Origin of the sequence: Pseudomonas halotolerans (assembly GCF_039581215.1) — a bacterium.
Taxonomy (GTDB): Bacteria; Pseudomonadota; Gammaproteobacteria; order Pseudomonadales; family Pseudomonadaceae; genus Aquipseudomonas; species Aquipseudomonas tehranensis.
Map to the genome: position 1 here is coordinate 426,418 of NZ_JBCNTJ010000001.1, position 25,360 is coordinate 451,777.

Consider the following 25,360-nt stretch of genomic DNA (forward strand, 5'->3'; position numbering starts at 1 on the left):
GGCGCCTGTCACTTCGCACGCTTTAACCCGGCGCTTAAAGCCATAACTTAGCGCTGTCGGTGGGGTTGTCAGGCCCGGGCACCGGGGTTCAAACTGCGGCCTTTGTCGCCGGCAAGCACCGGCGCTTCTCTTATATAGAAGAAGCTCGCTCAGCGCGCCATTGTCTCGGCGCCTGGCATCTTGACCATTCACTCAGGGATCCGCACATGGAACTGGTTGTAAAAAGCGTCAGCCCAGAAACGTTGAAAACCGCCACGCTGGTGGTTGCCGTCGGTGAGGACCGCAAGCTCGGCGTCGTCGCCACCCAACTCGACGCCCTGTGCGGCGGTGCCATCAGTGCCGTGCTCAAGCGCGGCGACCTGGCCGGCAAGGTTGGCCAGAGCCTGTTGCTGCACAACCTGCCCAACCTCAAGGCCGAACGGGTCCTGCTGGTGGGTGTGGGCAAGGATGCCGAACTGGGCGACCGTCCGTTCCGTAAAATCATCGCCGGCGTGTTGGGCACCCTCAAGGCCCTGGGTGGCGCTGATGCCGTCCTGGCGCTGGACGAGTTAGTGGTCAAGGGTCGCGACAGCTACGGCAAAAACCGCCTGCTGGCTGAAACCCTGGTGGACGGCGAATACCAGTTCGACCAGTTCAAGAGCCAGAAAGCCGAACCTCGCGCCCTGAAAAAAATCACCCTGCTGACCATCAAGGCTGCACAGGCCGAAGTCCAGCGCGCCGTGACCCACGCCACCGCGATTGCCAATGGCATGGCCTTCACCCGCGACCTGGGCAACCTGCCGCCAAACATCTGCCACCCGACATTCATGGGTGAACAGGCCAAGGCATTGGGCAAGGAATTCAAGGGCCTTAAAGTCGAAGTCTTCGACGAGAAGAAAATCAAAGACCTGGGCATGGGCTCGTTCTACTCCGTCGGCCAGGGCAGCGCCCAGCCGCCGCGCCTGATCGTCATGCAATACAACGGTGGTAAGAAGTCCGAGAAGCCTTACGCCCTGGTGGGCAAGGGCATCACCTTCGACACCGGCGGCATCAGCCTCAAGCCCGGCGCCGGCATGGATGAGATGAAGTACGACATGGGCGGTGCCGCGAGCGTGTTCGGCACCCTGCGCGCCGTGCTCGAACTGCAATTGCCGATCAACCTGGTGTGCATCCTGGCCTGCGCCGAGAACATGCCCAGCGGCACCGCCTCGCGTCCGGGCGACATCGTCACCACCATGAGCGGCCAGACCGTGGAAATCCTCAACACCGACGCCGAAGGCCGCCTGGTGCTGTGTGACGCCCTCACCTACTCCGAGCGCTTCAAGCCGCAAGCGGTGATCGACATCGCCACCCTGACCGGCGCCTGCGTCGTCGCCCTGGGCGCCCACACCTCGGGCCTGCTGGGCAACAACGACGAACTGATCGGCCAACTGCTCAGCGCCGGCCAGCAAGCCGACGACCGCGCCTGGCAGTTACCACTGTTCGACGAGTACCAGGAACAACTGGACAGCCCGTTCGCCGACATCGCCAACATCGGCGGCCCAAAAGCCGGGACGATCACGGCGGCGTGCTTCCTGTCGCGCTTCACCAAGAACCTGAACTGGGCGCACCTGGACATCGCCGGCACAGCCTGGACCAGCGGCGGCAAGGACAAGGGCGCCACCGGCCGGCCGGTTCCCCTGCTGACCCAGTACCTGCTGGACCGCGCCAAGGCCTGACACCGATGACCGACGTTGGCGTCGCCGTCGGGCGGCGCCAATGGCGGCTCAGGAACTGCAATGACCAAAGTCGATTTCTACATCCTGCCCAGCGCCGATCCATCGGCGCGACTGGATTTCGCCTGCAAGCTCACCGAGAAAGCCTGGCGCATGGGCCACCGCATCTACCTGCATTGCAGCGATGCGGCCCAGCGCGATGACCTCGATGCACGCCTGTGGGCTTTCAAGGGCGAAAGCTTCGTGCCCCATGGCCCGGCCGAAAATGAACCCGAAGGATTGATCGTGCTCGGGCTGGGGGATGACTGCGGTCAGCACCAGGACTTGCTGGTCAACCTTGACCTGAAAGTACCCCCTTTTGCCCAGCGCTTCGCCCGCGTGGCGGAAGTGGTGGTGGAAGACCCGGGCATCCGGCAGGCCGCGCGGGAGAGTTTTCGTTTCTACCGCGAACAGGGCTATCCTCTGCAAGACCACCGTTTACAGCGACTCTGAGCCCACGATGGACACTCCAAAACCGCCACAAAAGCCTACGCACCTGCTGGACGACCTTGAATCGATCCGCCAACTGCTCGGCGACGACAACCTGCAACCACCGCTGTTGACCGATACGGTGGAGCCCGAACCCGAGCATGACGAGCAGATTCCACTGCTGTTCGAGCCGATCAATGGCCAGCCCGAGCCCAAGCCAGCGCCCAAGACCGAGGCCAAAGGCCCCGATGCCCTGTTGCACCTGGACAGCGAATTGCGCGCCGCCGCGCAATTGATCATGCAAGACGTCATCGACGACTTCGCTCCGCACATCGAGACCGAGATCAAGCGCCGGCTGGATGCGCGGATGGAGCGGTTGCTGAGTCAGTACGAATAACCCGTTCTACCCACCGAATAACCCTGTGGGAGCGGGCTTGCTCGCGAAAGCGGTGTGTCAGCTGGCACATGTATACCTGACACACCGCTTTCGCGAGCAAGCCCGCTCCCACATTGTTTAACTGTGTTCACACACTATCGGTATCACTGCTCGCTTCCAGCTCGCTGCGTGTGGCTTGCATCTCCCCCGCCCGCTATACTTCCCGGCTTTTCCTGAATAAATGCCAATAGGGTCCCGCCGCGCATGGATAAGACCTACCAGCCGCACGCCATTGAAACTTCCTGGTACAACACCTGGGAGTCCGAGAATTATTTCGCTCCGCAAGGCGCGGGCGATTCCTACACCATCATGATCCCGCCGCCGAACGTCACCGGCAGCCTGCACATGGGCCACGGCTTCAACAACGCGATCATGGATGCCCTGATCCGTTTCCGCCGCATGCAAGGCCGCAACACCCTTTGGCAGCCGGGCACCGACCACGCGGGCATCGCCACGCAGATGCTGGTGGAGCGTCGCCTCGAAGCCCAGGGTCAGAACCGCCATGACCTGGGACGCGAGAAATTTCTCGAGAAAGTCTGGGAATGGAAAGACGAGTCCGGTGGCAACATCAGCCGCCAGATTCGCCGCCTGGGCTCGTCCGTGGACTGGAGCCGCGAGCGTTTCACCATGGACGACGGTCTCTCGGAAGCGGTGAAAGAAGCCTTCGTGCGCCTGCACGAAGACGGGCTGATCTATCGTGGTAAACGCTTGGTCAACTGGGACACCAAGCTGCACACCGCCATTTCCGACCTCGAAGTGGAGAACCACGACGAGAAAGGTTTCCTGTGGAACCTCAAATACCCCTTGGCCGACGGCGCCACAACCGCTGAAGGCAAGGACTTCCTGATCGTCGCCACCACGCGTCCGGAAACCATGCTCGGCGACGCCGCCGTGGCGGTGAACCCGAACGATGAACGCTATCAGGCCCTGATCGGCAAGTTCGTCGAACTGCCATTGGTCGGTCGTCGCATCCCGATCATCGGGGATGACTACTGCGACCCCGAATTCGGCACCGGCTGCGTGAAAATCACCCCGGCCCACGATTTCAACGACTACGAAGTCGGCAAGCGCCACAACCTGCCGCTGCTGAACATCTTCGACAAGAACGCCAACGTGTTGCCGGCGGCCCAGGTGTTCAACCTCGACGGCACGTTGAACGAAACTGTCGACGGCCAGATCCCGGCCGAATACGCCGGCCTGGACCGCTTCGAAGCGCGCAAGCAGATCGTCGCGGCGTTCGACGCGGCCGGCCTGCTGGTCAGCGTCGATGATCACGGCCTGAAAGTGCCGAAAGGCGACCGCTCCGGCACCATCATCGAGCCGTGGCTGACCGATCAGTGGTACGTGTCTACCAAACCGCTGGCCGAGCCTGCGATTGCCGCAGTAGAAGACGGTCGCATCCAGTTCGTGCCCAAGCAATACGAAAACATGTACTTCTCGTGGATGCGTGACATCCAGGACTGGTGCATCAGCCGCCAACTGTGGTGGGGTCACCGCATCCCGGCCTGGTACGACGAGTCGGGCAAGGTCTACGTCGGCCGCGATGAAGCCGAAGTCCGCGCCAAGCATAACCTCGGCCCGGACGTTGCCTTGCAGCAGGACAACGACGTACTCGATACCTGGTTCAGCTCCGGCCTGTGGACCTTCTCCACCCTGGGCTGGCCGCAGCAGACCGAGTTCCTGAAGAAATTCCACTCCACCGACGTACTGGTCACCGGCTTCGACATCATTTTCTTCTGGGTCGCCCGGATGATCATGCTGACCATGCACCTGGTGAAAAACGAAGACGGCACGCCACAAGTCCCATTCAAGACCGTCTACGTGCACGGTCTGGTGCGCGATGGCCAGGGCCAGAAAATGTCCAAATCCAAGGGCAACGTCCTGGATCCGCTGGACATTATCGACGGTATCGATCTGGAAACCCTGGTGCACAAACGCACCTCGGGCCTGATGCAGCCAAAGCTGGCGAAGAAGATCGAGAAGGCCACCCGCGAAGAATTCGCCGACGGCATCGCCAGCTACGGCACCGACGCCCTGCGCTTCACCTTCTGCTCGCTGGCGTCCACCGGTCGCGACATCAAGTTCGACATGGGCCGCGTCGAGGGCTACCGCAACTTCTGCAACAAGATCTGGAACGCCGCGCGCTACGTGCTGGACAAGGGCGAAGACTGCGGCCAGAACGGCGAGGCTTTCGAACTGACCCTGGCCGATCGCTGGATCATTTCGCAGTTGCAACGCACCGAAGCCGAAGTGACCCGCCAGCTTGATCAGTTCCGTTTCGACCTGGCGGCACAAGCGTTGTACGAGTTCATCTGGAACCAGTACTGCGACTGGTACCTGGAACTGTCCAAGCCTGTGCTGTGGGACGAAAACGCCCCGATCGAACGCCAGCGCGGCACCCGCCGTACCCTGGTGCGGGTGCTGGAAGTGGCCCTGCGCCTGGCGCATCCGTTCATGCCGTTCATCACCGAGGAAATCTGGCAGCGCGTTGCGCCGCTGGCGGGCGCCCAAGGCAAGACGATCATGCTGCAACCGTGGCCGGTGGCCAACGAAACCCGCATCGATCCGGCAGCCGAAGACGACATCGAATGGCTCAAGACCTTCATGCTGGGCCTGCGTAACATCCGCGCCGAAATGAACATCGGCCCGGGCAAACCGCTGAACCTGTTCCTGAACAATGCCGGCACCGAAGACCTGCGCCGCCTCCACGAGAACGAAGCGCTGCTCAAGAAACTGGCCAAGCTCGAATCGGTGACCGTCCTGGCCGCTGGTGAAGAAGCGCCGCTGTCGGCCACCGCCCTGGTTGGCGAGATGGAAGTCCTGGTCCCCATGGCCGGTCTGATCGACAAAGCGGCCGAACTGGCGCGCCTGGACAAGGAAATCCTGCGTTTGAAGGGCGAAGTCCAGCGCGTCGGCGGCAAACTGTCCAACGCCGGTTTCGTTGACAAGGCGCCGGCTGAAGTCATCGAGAAGGAACGGGCCAAACTGGCCGAGGCCGAGCAGGCCTTGGGCAAGCTGGCCGAGCAACATGCGCGGATCTCCAGCCTGTAACGGAGATTTGCAATGAAAAAGGAGGTCCGGATGGACCTCCTTTTTTATGCCTGGCACTTTTTTCCAAACAATGAAGAACCCTGTGGGAGCGGGCTTGCTCGCGAAAGCGGTGCTTCAGATAGCTTATTCGTCAACTGACACACCGCTTTCGCGAGCAAGCTCGCTCCCACATTTAAACTGCGCAGTCATCAAGACCGAGCCGGATGTGGGACAATACCCGCCACTTTTTGAGCCATCCCCGAATCGACCCGCCCATGACCGCCCCCCGCCCCCCCAGACCTGCACGCCAGAAGCCCAAACCCGCCACCGAGGCCAAAGCCGTGGCACCACGGGAAAAGGCCAGCTTGCACCCACGCAATCGCCACCAGGGCCGCTACGACTTCCCGGCATTGATCAAGTCCACGCCCGAGTTGGCGAAGTTCGTGATCATCAACCCGTACGGCAAGGAAAGCATCGATTTCGCCAGCCCGGACGCGGTACGGGTGTTCAACCGGGCGCTGCTCAAGTCCTTCTATGGCATCGCCCATTGGGACATTCCGGCCGATTACCTGTGCCCTCCCGTGCCAGGACGTGCGGACTACGTGCATTTCCTCGCCGATTTACTGGCCAGCCACAACGAAGGCACGATCCCACGCGGGGCAGCGGTGAAGGTGCTGGACATCGGCACGGGTGCCAACTGCGTGTACCCGCTGATCGGCTACAGCGATTACCGCTGGCATTTCCTCGGATCGGAGATCGATCCGACGGCCATTGCCTCGGCCAAAGCCATTGTCCAGTCCAACGGTTTGGACAAAGCCATCCAGTTGCGCCAGCAAGCCAACCGCACTCAGATCCTGCTGGGGTTGCTGGAAGAGACCGAACGGTTCGACCTGACAATGTGTAACCCACCCTTCCACGCGTCCCTGGAGGAGGCCACCAAGGGCAGCCAGCGCAAATGGCGTGCGCTGGGCAAGGCCGACCCGAAGCGCAAGCTGCCGGTGCTGAACTTCGGCGGTCAGGCCGCAGAGCTCTGGTGCGAGGGCGGAGAGGCCCGGTTTGTGACGCAACTGATCCGTGAAAGCGCGCAGTTGGCCAATCAGGTGCTGTGGTTCAGTACGCTGGTGTCGAAGGCTTCGAACCTGCCGGCGATTCAAACAGCCTTGAAAAAGGCCGGGGCGCTACACAGCCAGGTCACAGAAATGTCCCAAGGGCAGAAGCAGAGCCGTTTCGTGGCCTGGACCTTCCAGGATCAAGCGCAGCAGCAGGCCTGGCGCCAGGCACGCTGGGCCCGCAAGGACTGAATCGGTATAGCGCTCACTCCTGTGGCGAGGGAGCTTGCTCCCGCTGGGCTGCGCAGCAGCCCCAAGGTCTGACACTTCGGTGAATCAGGCAGACCACGTTCAGCCTGCTTTTAGGGTCGCTGCGCAACCCAGCGGGAGCAAGCTCCAAAGCCGCACCATGAGGGACTTATCCCCTCGCCACAGGCCACTTTATTCAGGGCAACAAAAAACCGTGCCCGGATCGCTCCGAGGCACGGTTTTCTTTTAAACGCGATCTTACTTGTTGATGCCGTCGGTCAGCGCTTTGGCTGGCACGAACTTCACAACTTTCTTGGCCGCGATTTCGATGGCGGCGCCAGTCGAAGGGTTGCGGCCGGTACGGGCAGGACGCTCGGTGACTTTCAGCTTGCCGATGCCTGGCAAGGTGATTTCGCCGCCATTTTCCAGCTGATCGGCAACGATCTGACCCAGTTGGTCCAAAGCGTTACGCGCGGTGGTTTTCGGCGCGTCGATAGCTTCAGCGATGTCAGCGATCAGTTGGTCTTTAGTAAGAGCCATGTAGTGTTCCTTCCCTATCAAATTCATATGGATTGCAGAGTGCAGTGTCAGCCATCGAGCCCAATCTCATTGATCAGGCACCCTCGGCAATCACCACGACGGATCGGGGTAATAGATGCCGAAAACCGGGTTTGGTTCGACCTGACAAATGCTGAATGCACGCTTAACGCAGTGACTTCGCGTAAGACCGGGCAAAACTAGCACAACGCCTGTGAAATATCCGCCTCTAGCTACCCATTTGGTCAGCTTTCTTGCGCTAAAACGGTAAAAAAATGCATATGGCGTGTCGGACGGCTCTGAAAGGGGCTTTGCAGGGTTCCAAAACCAGTGATTGCGGTACACTGGGCCTTTTTGGGGGAGCGTGCCCTCCTCTCTTCCATCAGCCGAGAAATCCATGCCGATCCGTCATTGCATCGTCCACCTGATCGACAAAAAACCCGACGGCACGCCCGCCGTGCTCCATGCCCGTGACTCCGAGCTGAGCGAGTCCACAGCCATCGAGAACATGCTCGCCGACCTCAACGAGAGCTACAACGCCAAACAAGGCAAGGCCTGGGGCTTTTTCCATGCCGAGTCCGGGGCGCATCCATTCAGCGGCTGGCTGAAGGAATACCTCGACGGCGGCAAGGATTTCACCGCATTCAGTCGCGTGGCGGTGGAGCACCTGCAAAAGCTGATGGAAGAGTCCAACCTGTCGGTGGGCGGCCACGTGTTGTTTGCCCATTATCAACAGGGCATGACCGATTACCTGGCGATCGCCCTGCTGCACCACAGCGAAGGCGTGGCGGTCACCGACGAGCTGGACGTGACCCCGTCCCGTCACCTTGACCTGGGCCAACTGCACCTGGCCGCGCGGATCAATGTGTCCGAATGGCAGAACAACAAACAGTCCAGGCAGTACATCTCGTTCATCAAGGGCAAGAACGGCAAGAAGGTCTCGGAATACTTCCGCGACTTCATCGGCTGCCAGGAAGGCGTCGACGGTCCCGGCGAAACCCGTACCCTGCTCAAGGCTTTCAGTGACTTCGTCGAAAGCGAAGACCTGCCCGAAGACGACGCCCGGGAAAAAACCAAGACCCTGGTGGATTACGCCAGCAGCCAGGCCAAACTCGGCGAGCCGATGGGCCTGGAAGAACTGTCCGAGCTGATCGATGAAAATCGCCCGAAAGCCTTCTACGATCACATCCGCAACAAGGACTATGGCCTGTCACCGGAGATTCCGGCGGATAAACGCACCCTCAACCAGTTCCGCCGCTTCACTGGCCGCGCCGAAGGCTTGTCCATCAGCTTCGAAGCCCATCTGCTGGGCTCCAAGATCGAATATGACGAAGAAGCCGGCACGCTGATCATCAAGGGCCTGCCCACGGCGCTGACCGATCAGCTCAAGCGCCGCAATTGATGCTTGGAAAGGTACTCAAGAAATTCCTGCTGATTGTTCTGGTGATTGTGGCGTACCAGAACTGGGGCAAAATCGAACGGGTGTTCAACCCCTCGCAGATGCTGCCTGAACAGATCCGGGCCGATGCCCGGGTCGTCTTGTATGCCACCGACTGGTGCGGTTACTGCAAGGCCACACGGCGGTTCCTGGATGAAAAAGGCGTACCGTTTCGCGAGTTCGATATCGAGAAAGACGCCCTGGCACGCAAAGCCTATGAGGCGCTGGGTGGCCGGGGGATTCCGATCCTCGATGTGAATGGCACGTTGATACGTGGGTATGAGCCGGAGAATATTCTCAAGGCACTGTCTGCGAAATAAGTTTGTCCCGCGACGGTGATGTTGGATCTGACGGCCTCATCGCGAGCAAGCTCGCTCCCACACTGGATTTGCAGTGGTAACAGGATTCGCGTTCGCCGCGAATCCCTGTGGGAGCGAGCTTGCTCGCGATGGCGGCGCAGCGACCATCCTGTTAGTGGAGTTCAGACCGCCTCGATCCGAAACCCGAACCGCGGAAAGTGCACATGCACCACCGCGCCAAGCGCGTCTTCGCGACGCAGGATCAGCTCTTCGCGACCGGCAAACAGTAACTCCCCGGCCACCGGATCGACGCCATAATCGGTGGCGGCGATGGTCACACGCTGCCCCAATGCAAACCCGTTCGGCTCTTCGAACGACTCCTCCGGCAGCGCCGCCGGTGTCGCGTTGCGGGCGACTTCCAGGGCCTCTTCGGAACTCATCTGATTCGGCGCACCGTGGCCAAAACCCAGCACTCGCGCCAGCCATGCCGAGATCGCCGGGTAGGCGTCTACCAGCGGAGAAGTCACCGGCGTGCCTTTGAGAAACCACAGTGGGTGAGCCATGGCGAAGTCGGCAATCGAGGGATCGCCCAGCAAAAAGTCCCCTTCCTCGCGCTGCAATTGTTGCTCCAGGCGCGCCATGATCGTTGGCCATTGATGCTTGGCCTGTTCGGCGGACAAGCGTGTGCTCGTGCCGCCGCTGAACAGCCCGGCGCGGTCGGCGATGAATGCCTTGATCGCTTCGGGCGGTAGCTTGGCGAAACGCACCGCCACCGACTCAGGCTGGAACACCAGGCTCACCGCATGCTGAAACACCACCGAATCGGCCCATGCGGCAAAAGACGCTGCAACCATCTCCCGGCCTTCGGGAAACAGCGCCGGCGAGGCTTTTTCCTGTTCCAGTCGGCGGGCCATCAGCGCCGTGTCGCAATAAACATCGGCACCGATCTGCAGCACCGGGGTTTTGCGGTAGCCCCCCGTCAGTGCCGTCAAGTCGGGCTTGGGCATCATCGGCGGGATATGCACCGAGCGCCAGGACAGGCCCTTGAAACCCAGCAACAAACGGGCTTTCTCCGCGAAGGGAGAGGTCGGGTAATGATGAAGAATCAGCTCTGACATGAGGTTCGCCACTGCAGGGAGGAAGTCCTGCAGCTTAGCGTGCCGGGGTCAGACAGCCTACCTTCCTGATGAAGACGTATCAGTGGGGTTGATGGAGCAACGATGCACTCGCCACCAGGCATTCCTTGGCGCTTTTCTTGAGTTTCTTGATCAGCCGCTCCTGACGCAAGGCTTCACCCTTGTCGCGGCAGGCTTCGGTATACACCAGCGCCACCGCCGGGCTGGAAAGAAAAAAACGCGCGCCTTTGCCGCTTTGATGCTTGGCGAAACGCCGCACCGGGTCATCGCTGATACCGCAGTACAGCGATCCGTTGGCGGCCCGCACCAGATAGACGAACCAGGGTTTGCCCGGTTCGGCTACAGCGTGCCCTGGCAGGTCGGAAGATGGCTTGGCGGTCGTCACAGGATGTTCGGCAGGCGTCAGGAAAACAAGCCGCGATCTTATCAGCGACTGGCCTGAAACGCCCGCAGCCCCTTGAGGGCCTGGGCCCTGACGGCATTGCGAACCAGTGGCGTCCAGCCCAGCAGCAGGCCCTTGGTACCCAGCGCCTGGCGAGACCAGCGCCACAGATCAAAACTGTCATGGTGCTCGCAAATCTTGCCATCGCGAAACACGAACCGTGCCTGAATGTCATTGACCACGGTGTTGCCGGTCTGGCTGAACAGGTAAGTCGCCACCCAGTGGGCGCCGCCGGTACGCTCATCGCTGCGCACGTTATCGAAGGTCAGGGAAAAATCCTTGGCCCGGGTGGTGAGCATGCGCCACATGTCGCCCGCATCGCGCCCGCGCAGTTCGCCGAACGCCGGGTCGCTGAACACCACGTCGTCGGTGTAGCAGGCGCTCATGGCGTCGGCATCCAGGCGCTGGAAGGCCTGGTAGAAGCGGGTGATCAGGGCGTTATGGGCATCACTCATGGACAAGCTCCGGAAATCTTCAGTAGAGCTGCACGATAATCTGCTCTGGCGAGGAACACTATCGTCATTCGCCATGAAAATAACCTCAGCGAAGATCGCTGACTCTTTCGCTGCTGACCCCAACGTATAGCGCCCGGCCGGCCCCGATGCCCGCAATGATCGCGCCCAGGCCAATCACGCCGAAGATCCAGCCCAGGGCACTCCAGCCACCGGTCCAGTCGTGAACCACCCCGACCGCGAATGGCCCCATGGACGCCAATGTGTAGCCGAACCCTTGTGCCATGCTGGAAAGGTTCGCGGCCACATGGGCGTCCCGCGAGCGCAGCACGATCAGCGTCAGCGCCAGGCTGAACGTGGCGCCCTGCCCCAACCCCAGCAGGATCGCCCAACCCCACAAACCTTCAATGGGCGCATAGAGGCATCCGAACAGCCCGCCGAGGGTCATGACCATGACAATCACAATGGCCAGGCGCTGATCCTTGCCCCGGGTCGCCAGCCAAGGCGCGGCCAGGGAACTGATCAGTTGCACGATTACCGAGCCGGACAACACCAACCCGGCCTGGGTCGGGGTCAAGCCGCGGCCAATGAGAATCGACGGCAGCCACCCGAACACGATGTAAGCCAGGGACGATTGCAACCCCATGTACAACGTCACCTGCCAGGCCAACGGGTCACGCAGCAAACCACGAACCCGATACGCCACCTGATGCGCACCGTGTTTCGGGCCCACTTGCGGCAGCCAGAACACCGCGGCCAGCAGCGCCGGCACCACCCAGAACCCCAGGCCCATCGCCCAACTGTGATCCAGATGCTCACTCAACGGCACGGTGGCCCCAGCCGCCAGTGCCGCCCCCAGGCACAGTGCCATGGTGTAGACGCCGGTCATGGCGCCGGCGTGTTTGGCAAAGTCACGCTTGACGATGCCCGGCAGCAGCACACCGATCACGCCAATGCTCGCACCGGCCAGGATGCTGCCAGCAAACAGACCAACCTGGCCGAAAGAACTGCGCAAGATGATCCCGCCGGCCAGAGCCAGCAAGATCCCCAGCACCACGCGCTCGGCGCCAAAGCGCCTCGCCAGCACCGGCGCCAGCGGTGCGAACAGGCCCAGGCAAAGCACGGGCAGCGTAGTCAGCAAGCCGGCCTGGGCAGCCGACAAACCAAGGCTTTTTGAAACTTCGCTGAGCAGCGGGGCCATGCTCGACAGCGCCGGACGCAGGTTCAGTGCAACCAGGATCAGTCCAAGCAACAACAGCCAGGGCCTGCGCAACACGGGATGGGGTTGCTGGGCCTGTTCGTCGTCGGCCTCGGCGTCGATCAACAGTTCTTCAAGCTCTGCGGCGCGTTTGGGCGTCGTCGGGGTGCTGCGGTCAAGCGTATCGCGGGACATGGAAAAGCTCTGGTTCAGGGTTCATTGATCCACTGCCGACGAAAGGCCTTGGCCTGTGCGGATGCCGTTGTTCGACGGCATCGAGAATTTCGATGCGCAGGTCGAACACAGGTGATGGCGAGGGACGGTATGAGGCTCTGGCGCAACGGTGCGCCGATCACGCTGAAGACATAGCGATAAAGCTGGCTAAGCGCGGCATTGTCATCACGGGTTGAGTTTTCTGACAGGTTAGTCAGCTTCTTGTAGGACGGCAACCACCTAAGGTCATGGGAGGGCACTGAACAAAATTTTCGATTGGTCAAAATTACCCTTAAAGGGTAATTTATACATCCAGGTTATGGTCTCTTATGGAAAAGAACACACCTCATTATGAACTGGCCGTGATAAAGGCGCAGGTCAGACGGCTTGGAGGAAACGCTTTCACCAACAGCGCAAAAAATACCGCCTGGGCACTTGGTTTAAATGTCTGGCACATGCAAGAGATCATTTCCGAGCTTCAGCGACAACACTTTTACAAGTCCATGACCACCTATGACGATCATCGCGTCTGGCATGACGTCTATCACCTCAATTCACAGGGTCTGGAGATTTACATCAAGGTGACGTACCGCCCCAGCGGGGGTCCACCGGTGATTTCCTTCAAGGAGAAAAACTCATGAAAACCCAGCAGTGTCTTAGCTGTGGAGCCCTGGAGGGCATGTTGCATTTCGAAGGTCGCGGCGAAACCCTGAGCGTCAAGGGTTTGGAACGCCGGGTTGATGATTTGTCTGGCTGGGAGTGTCAGGTATGTGGGGAGGTCGAGCTCGATCCTGATTGTTCGCAGCGCCACACGGACGCAGGTGATGAACTGGTTACCGCTGCCAGGCAGATGATCGGTGAGGAGATGAAGCGCATTCGCCGCAAACTGCACCTGTCACAAAAAGAAGCGGTATTGCTTTTATCCGGCGGGGGGCACAACGCGTTTTCCCGCTACGAGCGCGGTGAGGTATTGCCGCCAAAAGCACTGATATTGCTGATGCGATTGCTCGATCTCTACCCGCACTTGCTTACCGATGCACGGACCCTGACGGAAGGCGCGGACTTGAGACAATTCAAATCGACCATTCACAAAGAGCACGAAACCCTGACGATTGCCTGAGCACCGATGCACAAAAAACAAACCCGGAGCACAGTCCGGGTCTATTTCAATGCCTAACGCCGGATCAATGCAGAATCTGGCTCAGGAACAGCTTGGTGCGGTCGTTCTGCGGGTTGTCGAAGAAGTCGTTCGGCGCGGCCTGTTCGACGATTTCGCCCTTGTCCATGAAGATCACACGGTTGGCCACGGTGCGGGCAAAGCCCATTTCGTGGGTCACGCAGAGCATGGTCATACCGTCTTCGGCCAAACCGATCATGGTGTCCAGAACCTCTTTCACCATTTCCGGGTCGAGTGCCGAAGTCGGTTCGTCGAACAGCATGATTTTCGGTTTCATGCACAGGGCACGGGCGATGGCCACACGCTGCTGCTGACCGCCAGAGAGCTGGCCCGGGTATTTGTGCGCCTGCTCTGGAATGCGCACGCGCTCCAGGTAATGCATGGCGATTTCCTCGGCCTTGCGCTTGGGCATCTTGCGTACCCACATCGGCGCCAGGGTGCAGTTCTGCAGGATGGTCAAGTGCGGGAACAGGTTGAAGTGCTGGAACACCATGCCGACTTCACGGCGGATCGCTTCGATCTGCTTGAGGTCGTTGGTCAGTTCCACGCCATCGACCACGATGCGGCCCTGCTGGTGTTCTTCCAGACGATTGAGGCAGCGGATGGTGGTGGACTTGCCGGAACCCGACGGGCCGCACAACACGATACGCTCGCCCTGCTGGACGTTCAGGTTGATGTCTTTCAACACGTGGAACTGGCCGTACCACTTGTTTACGCCCTGCATCTGAATAATGCCTTCAGGGCTCACAGGCTGTTTGATCGCTTCACTCATAAACTACGCTCCTAACGCTTGTGGCCAGTGTCCAGCTTGCGTTCCAAATGCATGGAATAGCGGGACATACCAAAACAGAAAATCCAGAACACCAGGGCGGCGAACACATAGCCTTCGGTGGCCATGCCCAGCCATTTCGGGTCGGCGGCGGCTTGTTTCACGCTGTTGAGCAGGTCGAACAGGCCGATGATGATCACCAGGCTGGTGTCCTTGAACAATGCGATGAAGGTGTTGACGATACCCGGGATCACCATTTTCAGGGCTTGCGGCAGAATCACCAGGCCCATGCTGCGCCAGTAGCCCAGGCCCATCGCCGCGGCCGCTTCGTACTGACCTTTGGGGATCGCTTGCAGGCCGCCACGCACCACTTCAGCCACGTAGGCCGACTGGAACAGGATCACGCCGATCAGTGCCCGCAGCAGCTTGTCGAAGTTCATGCCTTCAGGCAGGAACAGCGGCAGCATCACCGAAGACATGAACAGCACCGTGATCAACGGCACGCCGCGCCAGAACTCGATGAAGGTCACGCAAACCACGCGGATCGCCGGCATGTTGGAGCGCCGCCCCAAAGCCAGCACAATACCCAGCGGCAAAGCACCGGCAATACCGACGGTGGCGATCACCAGGGTCAGCATCAGGCCGCCCCATTGGCTGGTCGACACAGTGGCCAGACCGAACACGCCACCGTGCAACAGGCACCAGGCAATGATCGGATACAGCACCAGGAAGCTCAGGCCGTAGACGGCCTTGCGCGGGAAGCGCGAGATGAACAGCGGCGCCACGCCAATGACTGCCAGCCACACGGTCAGGTCCACGCGCCAGCGCAGGCCCGTCGGATAGTAGCCGTACATGAACTGACCAAAGCGCTGCTGGATGAACACCCAGCAGGCGCCCTCCTTCGTGCAGTCAGCCTGCGTGGTGCCGACCCAGTTGGCATCAAGGATCGCCCAACTGAGGATCGGTGGAACGACCAGGTAAATCAGGTAGAACGCAAACAACGTCAGCAAGGTGTTGAGCCAGCTGGAGAACATGTTCGCGCGCATCCATGCCACGACACCGATGCTACTGCTCGGTGGGGGCATGTCAGGCTTGAAAGTATGGGATGTCATGCGCGTTTTTCCTCACCGCTCGATCAGCGCAATGCGCTTGTTGTACCAGTTCATCAGCAGGGAAATGCTGATACTGATCGCCAGGTACACGCTCATGGTGATCGCAATCACTTCGATCGCCTGCCCGGTCTGGTTCAGCACCGTACCGGCAAACAGCGAAACCATTTCCGGATAACCGATACCAGCTGCCAGCGAGGAGTTCTTCGCCAGGTTCAGGTATTGGCTGGTCAGCGGCGGGATGATCACGCGCAGGGCTTGCGGGATGATCACCTTGCGCAGGGTCGGACCGTTGCGCAGGCCCAGGGAATGGGCGGCTTCGGTCTGGCCGTGGCTGACCGACTTGATGCCCGAACGCACGATCTCGGCGATGAACGCCGCGGTGTACACCGTCAGTGCCAAAGTCAATGCCAGCAACTCGGGAATCAGCACCCAGCCACCGACGAAGTTGAAGCCCTTGAGTTCCGGCATTTCCCAGTGCACAGGGGCACCGAAGATCAGGGCGCACAGCGCCGGGATCACCAGAAACAACGCCAGGCCCACCCAGAATTTATGGAACGGCTCGCCCGTGGCTTCGAAACGCTTGTTGGCCCAGCGGGTCATCAGCACGATGGCGACGATGGCCAGCACGACGCTGATCACGAATGGCCAAAACCCGTCCGCCACCAGCGCGGCCGGCATGTTCAGACCCCGACTGCTGACAAAGAAGGTGTCGCCGAAGCTATGGGCTGCACGCGGCCCCGGCATGGTCAGGAATACGGCGAAGTACCAGAACAGGATCTGCAGCAGGGGCGGGATGTTACGGAAAACCTCCACATACACCGTGGCCACTTTGGCGATGATCCAGTTTTTTGACAGTCGGGCCACGCCGACAATGAAACCGAGAATCGTCGCCAGGATCACGCCGATGAACGTCACCAGCAGCGTGTTGAGCAACCCGATGACAAAGACACGGGCGTAGCTGTCCGCTTCGGTGTAGTCGATCAGGGTTTGAGCGATGCCGAACCCGGCACTGCGCTCCAGAAAGCTGAAACCGGAGGTGATGCCCCGGTGCTCAAGGTTGGTTTGCGTGTTGTCGAACAGAAACCAGCCCAGTGAAACCACCGCCACAATGGTGACGATCTGAAATACCCAGGCACGCACGCGTGGATCGCTGAGGCTGAGCCTCTGCTTAGGTGCGCCGATTGAATTTTGCATGAAGTGCCCCGCAAAGAATGGAACAGAACATCACCCGGTGGTTGGCCCACCGGGTGATAGAACCATCAGCGCACTGGTGGTGCGTATTGAATGCCGCCGTTGGTCCACAGCGCGTTCAGGCCGCGGTCGATTTCCAGTGGCGTGCCTTTGCCCAGGTTCTTCTCGAACACTTCACCATAGTTACCGACTTGTTTGACGATCTGGACAACCCAGTCTTTCGGCAACTTCAGGTCTTTACCGTATTCACCGTCAGCGCCGAGCATACGGGCGACGTCCGGGTTCTTGGTGGATTTGGCTTCAGCTTCGACGTTCTTCGAAGTAATGCCGGCTTCTTCAGCGTTGAGCATGGCGTAGCCAGTCCAGCGCACGACTTTCGCCCACTCTTCGTCGCCATTACGCACGACCGGACCCAATGGCTCCTTGGAGATGGTTTCCGGCAGAACCACGTAGTCCTTCGGCGCGGCCAGCTTGCTGCGCTGGGCGAACAGCTGGGACTTGTCGGAGGTCAGCACGTCGCAACGACCGGATTCCAGCGATTTGGCGCTTTCATCGGAGGTGTCGAAGGTGATCGGGGTGTACTTCAGACCGTTGCCACGGAAGTAGTCGGAAACGTTCAGTTCGGTGGTGGTACCGGCCTGGATGCAGATGGTTGCACCGTCCAGTTCCTTGGCACTCTTGACGCCCAGCTTTTTGTTTACCAGGAAACCGATGCCATCGTAGTAGGTGATGAAGCCTGGGAAAATCAAGCCCATACCCGCGTCACGGGAGCTGGTCATGGTGGTGTTGCGCGAAAGGATGTCGATTTCACCGGACTGCAGCGCGGTGAAACGCTCCTTGGCGTTCAACTGGCTGAACTTCACTTTGCTCGCATCGCCGAACACGGCAGCGGCCACGGCACGGCAGAAGTCCGCGTCAATGCCGAGAATCACGCCCTTGGCATCCGGGACCGAGAAACCCGGCAAGCCATCGCTCACGCCACATTGCACAAAGCCTTTCTTCTGTACGGCATCCAGGGTTGCACCCGCCTGAGCGAACCCGCTGACGCCGAGCACTGCTGCTGCAGTCACGACGGCCAGGGTGGATTTCAGTAACTTCATTCAAACCTCCAGTTTTGCTCTTGTTGTGTCGGAGCTCGAGCCCTGTCGCACCCTTATGGGGCATTGCCGACCCTTGTTGGCTTTTTTTAGGGTCAACCGACGTCTGGACCTTCGCTATGAGTCTAATAATGAGAATGCCCTTAAACAGGGCGCCTACTCATCTCTCACCAATCGGCCGAACGGGCTGTAGCCCTTCACGTTCGCGAAGCCCGTAGCGGCTATTGGCGAACATCCATCACCGGATTTCTGATATCCCATGCGTCGCGTCAAGCTGATAGTGTTACCGCGCAGCGTAAGAATCATCACTCAAGCTACCTCAAAGCAAACGCCGTACCACACCGCTGCGCTTGGCCCTTATGTGACACGTCAAGACAAAAACTTTTAACATTGCGACATCTAATTAACTGAGGCACCGGGCCCGCACTGTAATAACGCACTGAATGAGCGCGCCCGCACAGATCTGGAGCACACCATGACCGACCCCTTGATTCTCGAGCCCAGCGGCACCGCCGACGCGTGCGTCATCTGGCTCCACGGCCTGGGCGCCGATCGTTACGACTTCCTGCCGGTGGCCGAAATGCTGCAGCAAAGCCTGCTCACGACACGTTTCGTTCTGCCTCAAGCGCCAACCCAGCCGGTGACCATCAACGGCGGCTACGCCATGCCCAGTTGGTATGACATCCGCGCCCTGAGCCCTGCGCGCGCCATCGACGAGCAGCAGCTCGAAGTGTCGGCGCAACGGGTCATCGACCTGATCGAAGCCCAGCGAGCCCTCGGAATAGACGCCTCGCGAATTTTCCTGGCGGGTTTCTCCCAAGGCGGCGCGGTGGTCTATCACACCGCATTCGTGAAATGGCAGGGCCCCTTGGGAGGCGTGGTTGCGCTGTCCACTTATGCACCGACTTTCAGCGAAGAACTGCAATTGTCAGCGAGCCAGCAACGCATTCCGGTCCTGGCATTGCACGGCCAATACGACGAAGTGGTACTCAACCCCATGGGGCGGACCGCGAAAGAGTATTTGAAGCAACATGGTGTCACCGTGACATGGCAGGAATACCCAATGGGACACGAAGTGTTACCCGAGGAGATTCGCGACATCGGCACCTGGCTGAGCGAGCGGCTGCGCTAAGCGGGCGTGAGGACATGTCAACCCCTTGACGATCACACTACGCCGCGCCCGTTTCTTGCATTACACTGGCCGGCGTACATTCCTTAACCAATCGATGAGATGACCGTGCTCAAAGCACTCAAGAAGATGTTCGGTAAAAGCGAGGCCGAGCAGCTCGTGCCTGGCCCCAGCGCACCTGCCCATAGCCCGAGCCGTGCCGAGGTGCAAAAAAAACCGCGGCGCACCACGCCTGTTGCGAACACAGAAAAAGACACGACCACCGCGCCTGTAGCCCATGCGCCGGAACAGCCACGCAACGATGCCCCCAAGCCACGCCGCGAGCGCGCCCCAAAACCGCCGGTCGTCGCCTGGAAGCTCGAGGATTTCGTCGTAGAACCCCAGGAAGGCAAGACCCGCTTCCATGATTTCAAGCTTGCCCCTGAGCTGATGCACGCCATCCAGGACCTGGGCTTCCCGTACTGCACGCCGATCCAGGCGCAGGTGCTGGGCTTCACCCTCGCCGGTAAAGATGCCATTGGCCGCGCCCAGACCGGCACCGGCAAGACCGCCGCATTTCTGATTTCCATCATCACCCAGTTGCTGCAGACCCCGCCGCCCAAAGAACGCTATATGGGCGAGCCACGGGCGCTGATCATCGCCCCGACCCGCGAACTGGTGGTGCAGATTGCCAAGGACGCCGCCGACCTGACCAAGTACACCGGACTGAACGTGATGACGTTTGTCGGCGGCATGGACTTCGACAAGCAACTCAAGCATCTCGAAGCCCGCCACTGCGACATTCTGGTGGCAACGCCAGGGCGCCTGCTGGACTTCAACCAGCGCGGCGATGTGCACCTGGACATGGTCGAGGTGATGGTGCTGGACGAAGCCGACCGCATGCTCGACATGGGTTTCATCCCGCAAGTGCGCCAGATCATTCGTCAGACCCCGCCGAAAAGCGAACGCCAGACGTTGCTGTTTTCCGCCACGTTCACCGAAGACGTGATGAACCTGGCCAAGCAATGGACCACCGACCCGTCCATCGTCGAGATCGAGGCGCTGAACGTCGCCAGCGAAAACGTCGAGCAGCACATCTACGCCGTGGCCGGTGCCGACAAGTACAAGCTGCTCTACAACCTGATCAACGACAACGGTTGGGAGCGGGTGATGGTGTTCGCCAACCGCAAGGACGAAGTACGCCGCATCGAGGAGCGCCTGGTGCGCGATGGCGTCAACGCCGCCCAGTTGTCCGGCGACGTACCGCAACACAAGCGCATCAAGACGCTGGAAGGCTTTCGCGAAGGCAAGATCCGGGTGCTGGTGGCCACCGATGTGGCCGGGCGCGGCATTCATATCGACGGAATCAGCCACGTGATCAACTTCACCCTGCCGGAAGTGCCGGATGACTATGTGCACCGGATCGGGCGCACGGGTCGCGCTGGTGCCGAGGGCGTGTCCATCAGCTTTGCCGGGGAGGATGATTCCTATCAGTTGCCATCCATCGAGGCGCTGCTGGGGAAAAAGATCAGTTGCGAAACCCCGCCGACCCACCTGCTTCGTCCGGTTGAGCGCAAGCGGCCTTAACCGACGCAACCAGCCAAAAAGCGCAGCCCTGGGTGGCTGCGCTTTTTTTTGTCCGGCGTATTGCTCGATAAAACTAAAAGTCCATAATAGACAAAATAGTTTAATTCCAGCACTCCGGAGTCCCCATGCTCAACGCCCCGTATGTGATGAACCAAGCCCAAGCCCGAGAACTGCTCGGCCAAGTCGACGTGCCGCAGATCCTGTGCAAGTTGTTCCTCGACCTTGCTGCCGGCCAGGCAGTGCAACCGGCCCAGCAATGGGTGGAGTTTCCACAGGGTGCGGGGGACTTCATCAACTACTTGGGCGTGTTGGTTGACGAGCAGGTCTACGGGGTCAAGACCTCACCGTATATCGTGCGCGAGCAAGGTCCAGTGGTGACCGCCTGGACCTTGCTGATGTCGATGCAGACCGGCCAGCCACTGCTGCTGTGCGATGCCGCCGAACTGACGACCGCCCGCACCGCAGCCACCACTGCCGTCGCCGTGGATGCCCTCGCCCCATTCCAGGCCCGGCGCTTGGCAGTCATCGGCAGCGGCGCAGTAGCAAAGGCTCATGTGCAATACGTCAAGGGCCTGCGGGACTGGCAAAGCATCAGCCTCTATTCCCCCAGCCTGCAAAATAAATCGGCGCAAGAGCTTGCTTCGCTCACCGAGCTGGATCCGCGCCTGCAAATCGCTGCCAGCCTTGAAGCGGCGCTGCACGACGCCGATGTGGTGATGCTCTGCACCTCGTCCGCCAAGGCAGTGCTCGACCCGCAGACACTGACCAAGCCGGCGCTGATTACCTCCATCAGCACCAATGCTCCGCGCGCCCACGAAGTGCCACCCCAGAGCCTCAACGACATGGACGTGTTCTGTGACTATCGTCAGACCACGCCAGGATCGGCCGGTGAAATGCTGATTGCCGCTGAACAGCACGGCTGGGACGTCTCACGCCTGGTGGGGGATTTGCCTGAACTGCTCAGCGAACACGTGGCGCGTCCCAACTATGAACGCCATGTGTTCTTCCGCTCCATCGGCCTGGGGCTGGAAGACGTTGCGCTGGCGAATGCGCTTTACCGGTTGCACCATCACTGACACAACTCGATTCCCTGTGGGAGCGGGCTCGCTCGCGAAAGCGGTGTGTCTGCCACATCAATGTTGAATGTGCTGCCGCCTTCGCGAGCAAGCCCGCTCCCACAGGTTCCGCGAACTCTCGGCACCGCTCCACAGGAGAGCTTCATGACTTCAGCAGACTTCATCATCATCGGCGGTGGCATCGCCGGTGCTTCCACCGGCTACTGGCTGGCGCCCCATGGTCGGGTCATTGTGCTCGAGCGCGAATCCCATCCGGGTTATCACTCCACCGGGCGTTCCGCGGCGCTGTACACCGCGGCCTATGGCACGCCCCAGGTGCGGGCGTTGACCCAGGCCAGCCGTGACTTTTTCGACGCTCCGCCGGCCGGTTTCTGCGAACACCCGCTGCTCACCCCACGGGGCGAAATGACCGTGGATTTCACCGGCGACCCGGCCGAGCTGAACAACCAGTACCTCAGCGCCAAGGCCACGGTGCCGCAAATGCAACTGCTCAGCGCCGAAGAGGCCTGTGTGCGACTGCCGATCCTGCGACGGGACAAGGTGCACGGGGCAATCTACGACCCCACGGCTTGTGACATCGACACCGACGCGCTGCACCAAGGCTACCTGCGCGGTATCCGCCGCAACGGCGGTCAGGTGCACACCGACACAGAAGTGCTGGGCCTGAGCCGCGACGATCAGGGGATGTGGCAGGTGGAAACCGCCGGCCAGACTTTCAGCGCTCCGGTAGTGATCAATGCGGCCGGCGCCTGGGCCGATCACATTGCCGAAATGGCAGGCGCGCGCAAGCTGGGCCTGCAACCCAAGCGGCGGGCGGCATTCATTTTTGCCGGCCCCGAGGGCGTGGACATTCATGACTGGCCGATGCTGGTGAGCCTCGACGAGTCGTTCTACATGAAGCCCGACGCCGGCATGTTCCTCGGCTCGCCGGCCAATGCCGATCCGGTGGAACCTCACGACGTGCAGCCTGAAGAACTGGACATTGCCATGGGCATCTACCAGATCGAAGAAGCCACCACCCTGACCATCCGCCGTCCGACCCGCACCTGGGCCGGGCTGCGCAGTTTCGTCCACGACGGCGACCTCTTGTCCGGTTTCGATCCCCAGGTACCGGGGTTGTTCTGGGTCGCGGCCCAGGGCGGCTACGGCATCCAGACGTCCCCGGCCATGGGTCAGGCCAGCGCGGCCCTGGTGCGCGGCGAACCACTGCCCGAGACCTTGACCCGTTTCGGCCTGAGCACCACCCTGCTGTCGCCGGCACGCCTGGGTTGAACCCGCTCAGGTGACGCATCGCCACGATTACGGCACACTTCTGCGCGCCCCCGCTTCACGGGGCGCCGACGCTGCCTGGAGCCCTGTCATGAACGCCCCGCAACCTGATCCGACACTGGATAATTTCCGCACCATCGCCGACGCCATCGCCACGCTGTTCTACCCTCACGCCGAAGTGGTGCTGCACGACCTGCGTACGCAGAAAGTCGATTACATCGCCAACAACCTGTCCAAGCGCGTGATAGGGGATGACTCGTCCCTTGAGGACATGCTCAGCGAAGAGATCAGCGAACGGAACATCGGGCCCTACGAAAAGCTGAATTGGGACGGGCAGAAAATCCGCAGCCTCAGCAGCGTCCTGCGCGATGCAGGGGGACGCCCACTGGCGGTGCTGTGCATCAATCTGAATATTTCGCTGTTCGAGAATGCCAAGGCCGCGCTGGATCTGTTCCTGTCGCCGGGCAAGCTGATCCCGCAGCCGGACTCACTGTTTCGCGATGACTGGCAAGAACGGATCAACACCTTCCTCCACGCCTGGATGCGCGAGCGTCAGTTGAGCCTGAACTTGCTGACCCGCGACCATAAACGCGAACTGGTGCTGGCGCTGCATGCCGAAGGCGCCTTCAAAGGCAAGAGCGCCTCCAACTATGTGGCCAATGTGCTGAACATGGGACGAGCGACGGTGTACAAGCATTTGAAGGAGTTGAAGGGCTAGGATTTGTATTGCCTGGCCTGACGCCTTGGCGAGCAAGCCCGCTCCCACAACCGGATCTTCATCCGACACTACCCCTTGTGGGAGCGAGCTTGCTCGCGATAGCTATTGATCAGTCGCCGTAGATATCTGACTTGAAATACTTGGCCTGGATCTTCTGATACTCACCATTGGCCCGAATCCCGTCGATGGCCTTGTTCAAGTCCGCCACCAGCTCGGTATTGCCCTTGCGCACCGCGATACCCGCGCCCTCACCGACGTATTTCGGGTCCTTGAGCTCCGGTCCGACGAACGCGTAGCCCTTGCCTCGGGGCATCGACAGGAAATCCTCCAGCGGGATGGTGTCGGCGAATATTGCGTCCAGCCGACCTGACGCCAGGTCCATGTAGATTTCTTCGTTGTTGCTGTAGCGCTTGACCGTCACGCCCTTGGGTTCGAACACCTCCGTGGCAAAGCGGTCGGTGGTGGTCGCTCGCTGCACGCCCACGGTCTTGCCTTTGAGACTGGTGTACTGGTCATCGACCACCGCGCCCTCCTTCATGACCAGCCGCGACGAGGTGAAGTAATACTTGTGAGTAAAGTCCACGGACTTCTTGCGTTCTTCGGTGATGGTCATGGACGACAGCGCCATGTCGATTTTCTTCACCTTGAGCGACGGAATCAGCCCGTCAAACTCACTCTCGATCCACTGACACTTGACCTTCATCTGCGCGCACAGCGCGTTGCCAATGTCATAGTCGAACCCCTCGATCTTTCCTTCGGAGGTCTTGGAAGCAAACGGCGGATAAGCCGCTTCGATGCCGATACGCAAAGTTTTTTCGGCGGCAAACAGGCTGCTGGAGGCCAGCAAGCTCAAGGCCAGGCCGGTGATGAGGGGGAGTTTTTTCATGATCGATCTCGCGCGGGTTGTTGTTGGTTTTTGGCAGAGAAAGGTGAAGCGACGGACTTTATGTACTTATAATTCCATACTGGACTTTAATGTACATGGCGTCAATCAGTCAGGCAGGGGAATTTGATGGGCGGCTGACGGCCCCTTCGCGAGCAAGCCCGCTCCCACAGGAATGTATGTCGTACGCAGTATTTGTGCTCGACGCAGGCCCCCTGTGGGAGCGGGCTTGCTCGCGATGGCGGATCCACAGCCTCCAAATGACTAACAGGCTATCTACTGCTTCCAGCGATCCGCCGCCGCATGATCACTGTCGCGCCCCTCGACCCAACGTGGGCCATCAGCGGTGTTTTCCTTCTTCCAGAACGGCGCACGGGTCTTGAGGTAGTCCATGACAAAGGCGCAGGCATCGAATGCCGCCTGGCGATGGGCGCTGGCGACCGCCACAAAGACGATCGGTTCGCCCGGTTCCAGGGCGCCGATGCGGTGGAGCACCTCCAGCTTGAGCAACGGCCAACGCTGCTCGGCCTCGACGGCGATCTTGCCCAAGGCTTTTTCCGTCATGCCCGGGTAATGTTCCAGGAACATCCCCGACACATCGAGGCCGTCATTGAAGTCACGCACGTAGCCGACAAAACTCACCACCGCCCCCACGCCGACATTGGCTGCGTGCATCGCGTTGACTTCGACGCCAGGGTCGAACGGATCGGCCTGCACACGAATCGCCATGGC

Annotated in this window: 25 protein-coding genes; 14 read left to right on the forward strand and 11 right to left on the reverse strand. The window is 60.4% G+C overall.

Annotated elements, in window-relative coordinates:
• Nucleotides 1-206 precede the first annotated feature (206 nt).
• The 5 genes from AAIS01_RS01920 (at nt 207) to rlmF (ending at nt 6,929) form a co-directional block, all read left to right on the forward strand.
• Nucleotides 207-1,697: a leucyl aminopeptidase gene (locus AAIS01_RS01920; RefSeq protein ID WP_343467558.1), complete on the forward strand. Its 1,491-nt coding sequence runs from the start codon at nt 207-209 to the stop codon at nt 1,695-1,697.
• A gap of 60 nt (nt 1,698-1,757) precedes the next feature.
• Nucleotides 1,758-2,186 carry a DNA polymerase III subunit chi gene (locus AAIS01_RS01925; RefSeq protein ID WP_047228876.1) on the forward strand — a complete coding sequence of 143 codons (429 nt, stop codon included), beginning with the start codon at nt 1,758-1,760 and terminating at the stop codon, nt 2,184-2,186.
• 7 nt (nt 2,187-2,193) lie between these two features.
• Complete coding sequence (locus AAIS01_RS01930) at nt 2,194-2,559, forward strand: DNA polymerase III subunit chi (RefSeq protein ID WP_343467559.1); 366 nt, start codon at nt 2,194-2,196, stop codon at nt 2,557-2,559.
• A 243-nt stretch (nt 2,560-2,802) separates the two neighbouring features.
• A complete protein-coding gene (locus AAIS01_RS01935; RefSeq protein ID WP_343467560.1) occupies nt 2,803-5,649 on the forward strand; it encodes a valine--tRNA ligase in 2,847 nt (948 codons plus the stop codon).
• Nucleotides 5,650-5,903: 254 nt separating this feature from the next.
• Nucleotides 5,904-6,929 (forward strand): 23S rRNA (adenine(1618)-N(6))-methyltransferase RlmF, encoded by a 1,026-nt coding sequence (gene rlmF, locus AAIS01_RS01940; RefSeq protein ID WP_343467561.1) that lies wholly within the window; start codon nt 5,904-5,906, stop codon nt 6,927-6,929.
• Between the two features lie 255 nt (nt 6,930-7,184).
• Here the strand turns inward: rlmF and AAIS01_RS01945 are convergent, their stop codons facing one another.
• Nucleotides 7,185-7,466, reverse strand: coding sequence for an HU family DNA-binding protein (locus AAIS01_RS01945; protein WP_047228872.1), 282 nt, complete (start codon nt 7,464-7,466; stop codon nt 7,185-7,187).
• Between the two features lie 394 nt (nt 7,467-7,860).
• Here AAIS01_RS01945 and yejK point away from each other — a divergent pair, with 394 nt between their 5' ends.
• Together yejK and AAIS01_RS01955 are read left to right on the forward strand one after the other, a co-directional pair.
• Nucleotides 7,861-8,865, forward strand: coding sequence for a nucleoid-associated protein YejK (gene yejK / locus AAIS01_RS01950; RefSeq protein ID WP_343467562.1), 1,005 nt, complete (start codon nt 7,861-7,863; stop codon nt 8,863-8,865).
• Complete coding sequence (locus AAIS01_RS01955) at nt 8,865-9,221, forward strand: glutaredoxin family protein (RefSeq protein ID WP_343467563.1); 357 nt, start codon at nt 8,865-8,867, stop codon at nt 9,219-9,221. Before yejK ends, AAIS01_RS01955 begins: the two co-directional genes overlap by 1 nt.
• Before the next feature lie 161 nt (nt 9,222-9,382).
• Here the strand turns inward: AAIS01_RS01955 and AAIS01_RS01960 are convergent, their stop codons facing one another.
• The 4 genes from AAIS01_RS01960 to AAIS01_RS01975 form a co-directional block, all read right to left on the reverse strand.
• Nucleotides 9,383-10,318, reverse strand: coding sequence for a glutathione S-transferase family protein (locus AAIS01_RS01960; RefSeq protein ID WP_343467564.1), 936 nt, complete (start codon nt 10,316-10,318; stop codon nt 9,383-9,385).
• A 79-nt stretch (nt 10,319-10,397) separates the two neighbouring features.
• Nucleotides 10,398-10,721: a GIY-YIG nuclease family protein gene (locus AAIS01_RS01965; RefSeq protein ID WP_343467565.1), complete on the reverse strand. Its 324-nt coding sequence runs from the start codon at nt 10,719-10,721 to the stop codon at nt 10,398-10,400.
• Nucleotides 10,722-10,762: 41 nt separating this feature from the next.
• The gene (locus AAIS01_RS01970; protein ID WP_047228866.1) at nt 10,763-11,233 is read right to left on the reverse strand and encodes a nuclear transport factor 2 family protein; all 471 of its coding nucleotides are present in this window, start codon (nt 11,231-11,233) and stop codon (nt 10,763-10,765) included.
• Nucleotides 11,234-11,318: 85 nt separating this feature from the next.
• Nucleotides 11,319-12,623: a CynX/NimT family MFS transporter gene (locus tag AAIS01_RS01975; protein ID WP_343467566.1), complete on the reverse strand. Its 1,305-nt coding sequence runs from the start codon at nt 12,621-12,623 to the stop codon at nt 11,319-11,321.
• A 347-nt stretch (nt 12,624-12,970) separates the two neighbouring features.
• Here AAIS01_RS01975 and AAIS01_RS01980 point away from each other — a divergent pair, with 347 nt between their 5' ends.
• On the forward strand, nt 12,971-13,282 hold the full coding sequence (locus AAIS01_RS01980) for a type II toxin-antitoxin system MqsR family toxin (protein WP_214963248.1): 312 nt from the start codon (nt 12,971-12,973) through the stop codon (nt 13,280-13,282).
• Complete coding sequence (locus tag AAIS01_RS01985; RefSeq protein WP_343467567.1) at nt 13,279-13,761, forward strand: type II toxin-antitoxin system MqsA family antitoxin; 483 nt, start codon at nt 13,279-13,281, stop codon at nt 13,759-13,761. Before AAIS01_RS01980 ends, AAIS01_RS01985 begins: the two co-directional genes overlap by 4 nt.
• Before the next feature lie 64 nt (nt 13,762-13,825).
• Here the strand turns inward: AAIS01_RS01985 and AAIS01_RS01990 are convergent, their stop codons facing one another.
• The 4 genes from AAIS01_RS01990 to AAIS01_RS02005 all read right to left on the reverse strand — a co-directional run bounded on the left by AAIS01_RS01990 (nt 13,826) and on the right by AAIS01_RS02005 (nt 17,990).
• Nucleotides 13,826-14,590, reverse strand: a complete 765-nt coding sequence (locus AAIS01_RS01990) for an amino acid ABC transporter ATP-binding protein (RefSeq protein WP_047228862.1) — start codon at nt 14,588-14,590, stop codon at nt 13,826-13,828.
• A gap of 11 nt (nt 14,591-14,601) precedes the next feature.
• Nucleotides 14,602-15,699, reverse strand: a complete 1,098-nt coding sequence (locus AAIS01_RS01995; protein WP_092393681.1) for an amino acid ABC transporter permease — start codon at nt 15,697-15,699, stop codon at nt 14,602-14,604.
• Between the two features lie 12 nt (nt 15,700-15,711).
• Nucleotides 15,712-16,893 (reverse strand): amino acid ABC transporter permease, encoded by a 1,182-nt coding sequence (locus AAIS01_RS02000; protein WP_343467568.1) that lies wholly within the window; start codon nt 16,891-16,893, stop codon nt 15,712-15,714.
• Between the two features lie 65 nt (nt 16,894-16,958).
• Nucleotides 16,959-17,990, reverse strand: a complete 1,032-nt coding sequence (locus AAIS01_RS02005) for an amino acid ABC transporter substrate-binding protein (RefSeq protein ID WP_343467569.1) — start codon at nt 17,988-17,990, stop codon at nt 16,959-16,961.
• Between the two features lie 472 nt (nt 17,991-18,462).
• On the opposite strand from AAIS01_RS02005, the gene AAIS01_RS02010 reads away from it, so the two are divergent.
• The 5 genes from AAIS01_RS02010 to AAIS01_RS02030 all read left to right on the forward strand — a co-directional run bounded on the left by AAIS01_RS02010 (nt 18,463) and on the right by AAIS01_RS02030 (nt 23,745).
• Complete coding sequence (locus tag AAIS01_RS02010) at nt 18,463-19,119, forward strand: alpha/beta hydrolase (protein WP_047228858.1); 657 nt, start codon at nt 18,463-18,465, stop codon at nt 19,117-19,119.
• 99 nt (nt 19,120-19,218) lie between these two features.
• Nucleotides 19,219-20,682: an ATP-dependent RNA helicase RhlB gene (gene rhlB / locus AAIS01_RS02015; RefSeq protein WP_343467570.1), complete on the forward strand. Its 1,464-nt coding sequence runs from the start codon at nt 19,219-19,221 to the stop codon at nt 20,680-20,682.
• Between the two features lie 125 nt (nt 20,683-20,807).
• The gene (locus AAIS01_RS02020; protein WP_343467571.1) at nt 20,808-21,758 is read left to right on the forward strand and encodes an ornithine cyclodeaminase family protein; all 951 of its coding nucleotides are present in this window, start codon (nt 20,808-20,810) and stop codon (nt 21,756-21,758) included.
• A gap of 144 nt (nt 21,759-21,902) precedes the next feature.
• On the forward strand, nt 21,903-23,030 hold the full coding sequence (locus tag AAIS01_RS02025) for an NAD(P)/FAD-dependent oxidoreductase (RefSeq protein WP_343467572.1): 1,128 nt from the start codon (nt 21,903-21,905) through the stop codon (nt 23,028-23,030).
• Between the two features lie 88 nt (nt 23,031-23,118).
• Entirely contained in the window at nt 23,119-23,745 is a 627-nt protein-coding gene (locus tag AAIS01_RS02030; protein WP_076383627.1) for a helix-turn-helix transcriptional regulator, read from the forward strand.
• Between the two features lie 109 nt (nt 23,746-23,854).
• Here the strand turns inward: AAIS01_RS02030 and AAIS01_RS02035 are convergent, their stop codons facing one another.
• Together AAIS01_RS02035 and moaE are read right to left on the reverse strand one after the other, a co-directional pair.
• Nucleotides 23,855-24,631, reverse strand: a complete 777-nt coding sequence (locus tag AAIS01_RS02035) for an ABC transporter substrate-binding protein (RefSeq protein WP_343467573.1) — start codon at nt 24,629-24,631, stop codon at nt 23,855-23,857.
• Nucleotides 24,632-24,904: 273 nt separating this feature from the next.
• On the reverse strand, nt 24,905-25,357 hold the full coding sequence (moaE, locus tag AAIS01_RS02040; protein WP_343467574.1) for a molybdopterin synthase catalytic subunit MoaE: 453 nt from the start codon (nt 25,355-25,357) through the stop codon (nt 24,905-24,907).
• Nucleotides 25,358-25,360: the final 3 nt, after the last annotated feature.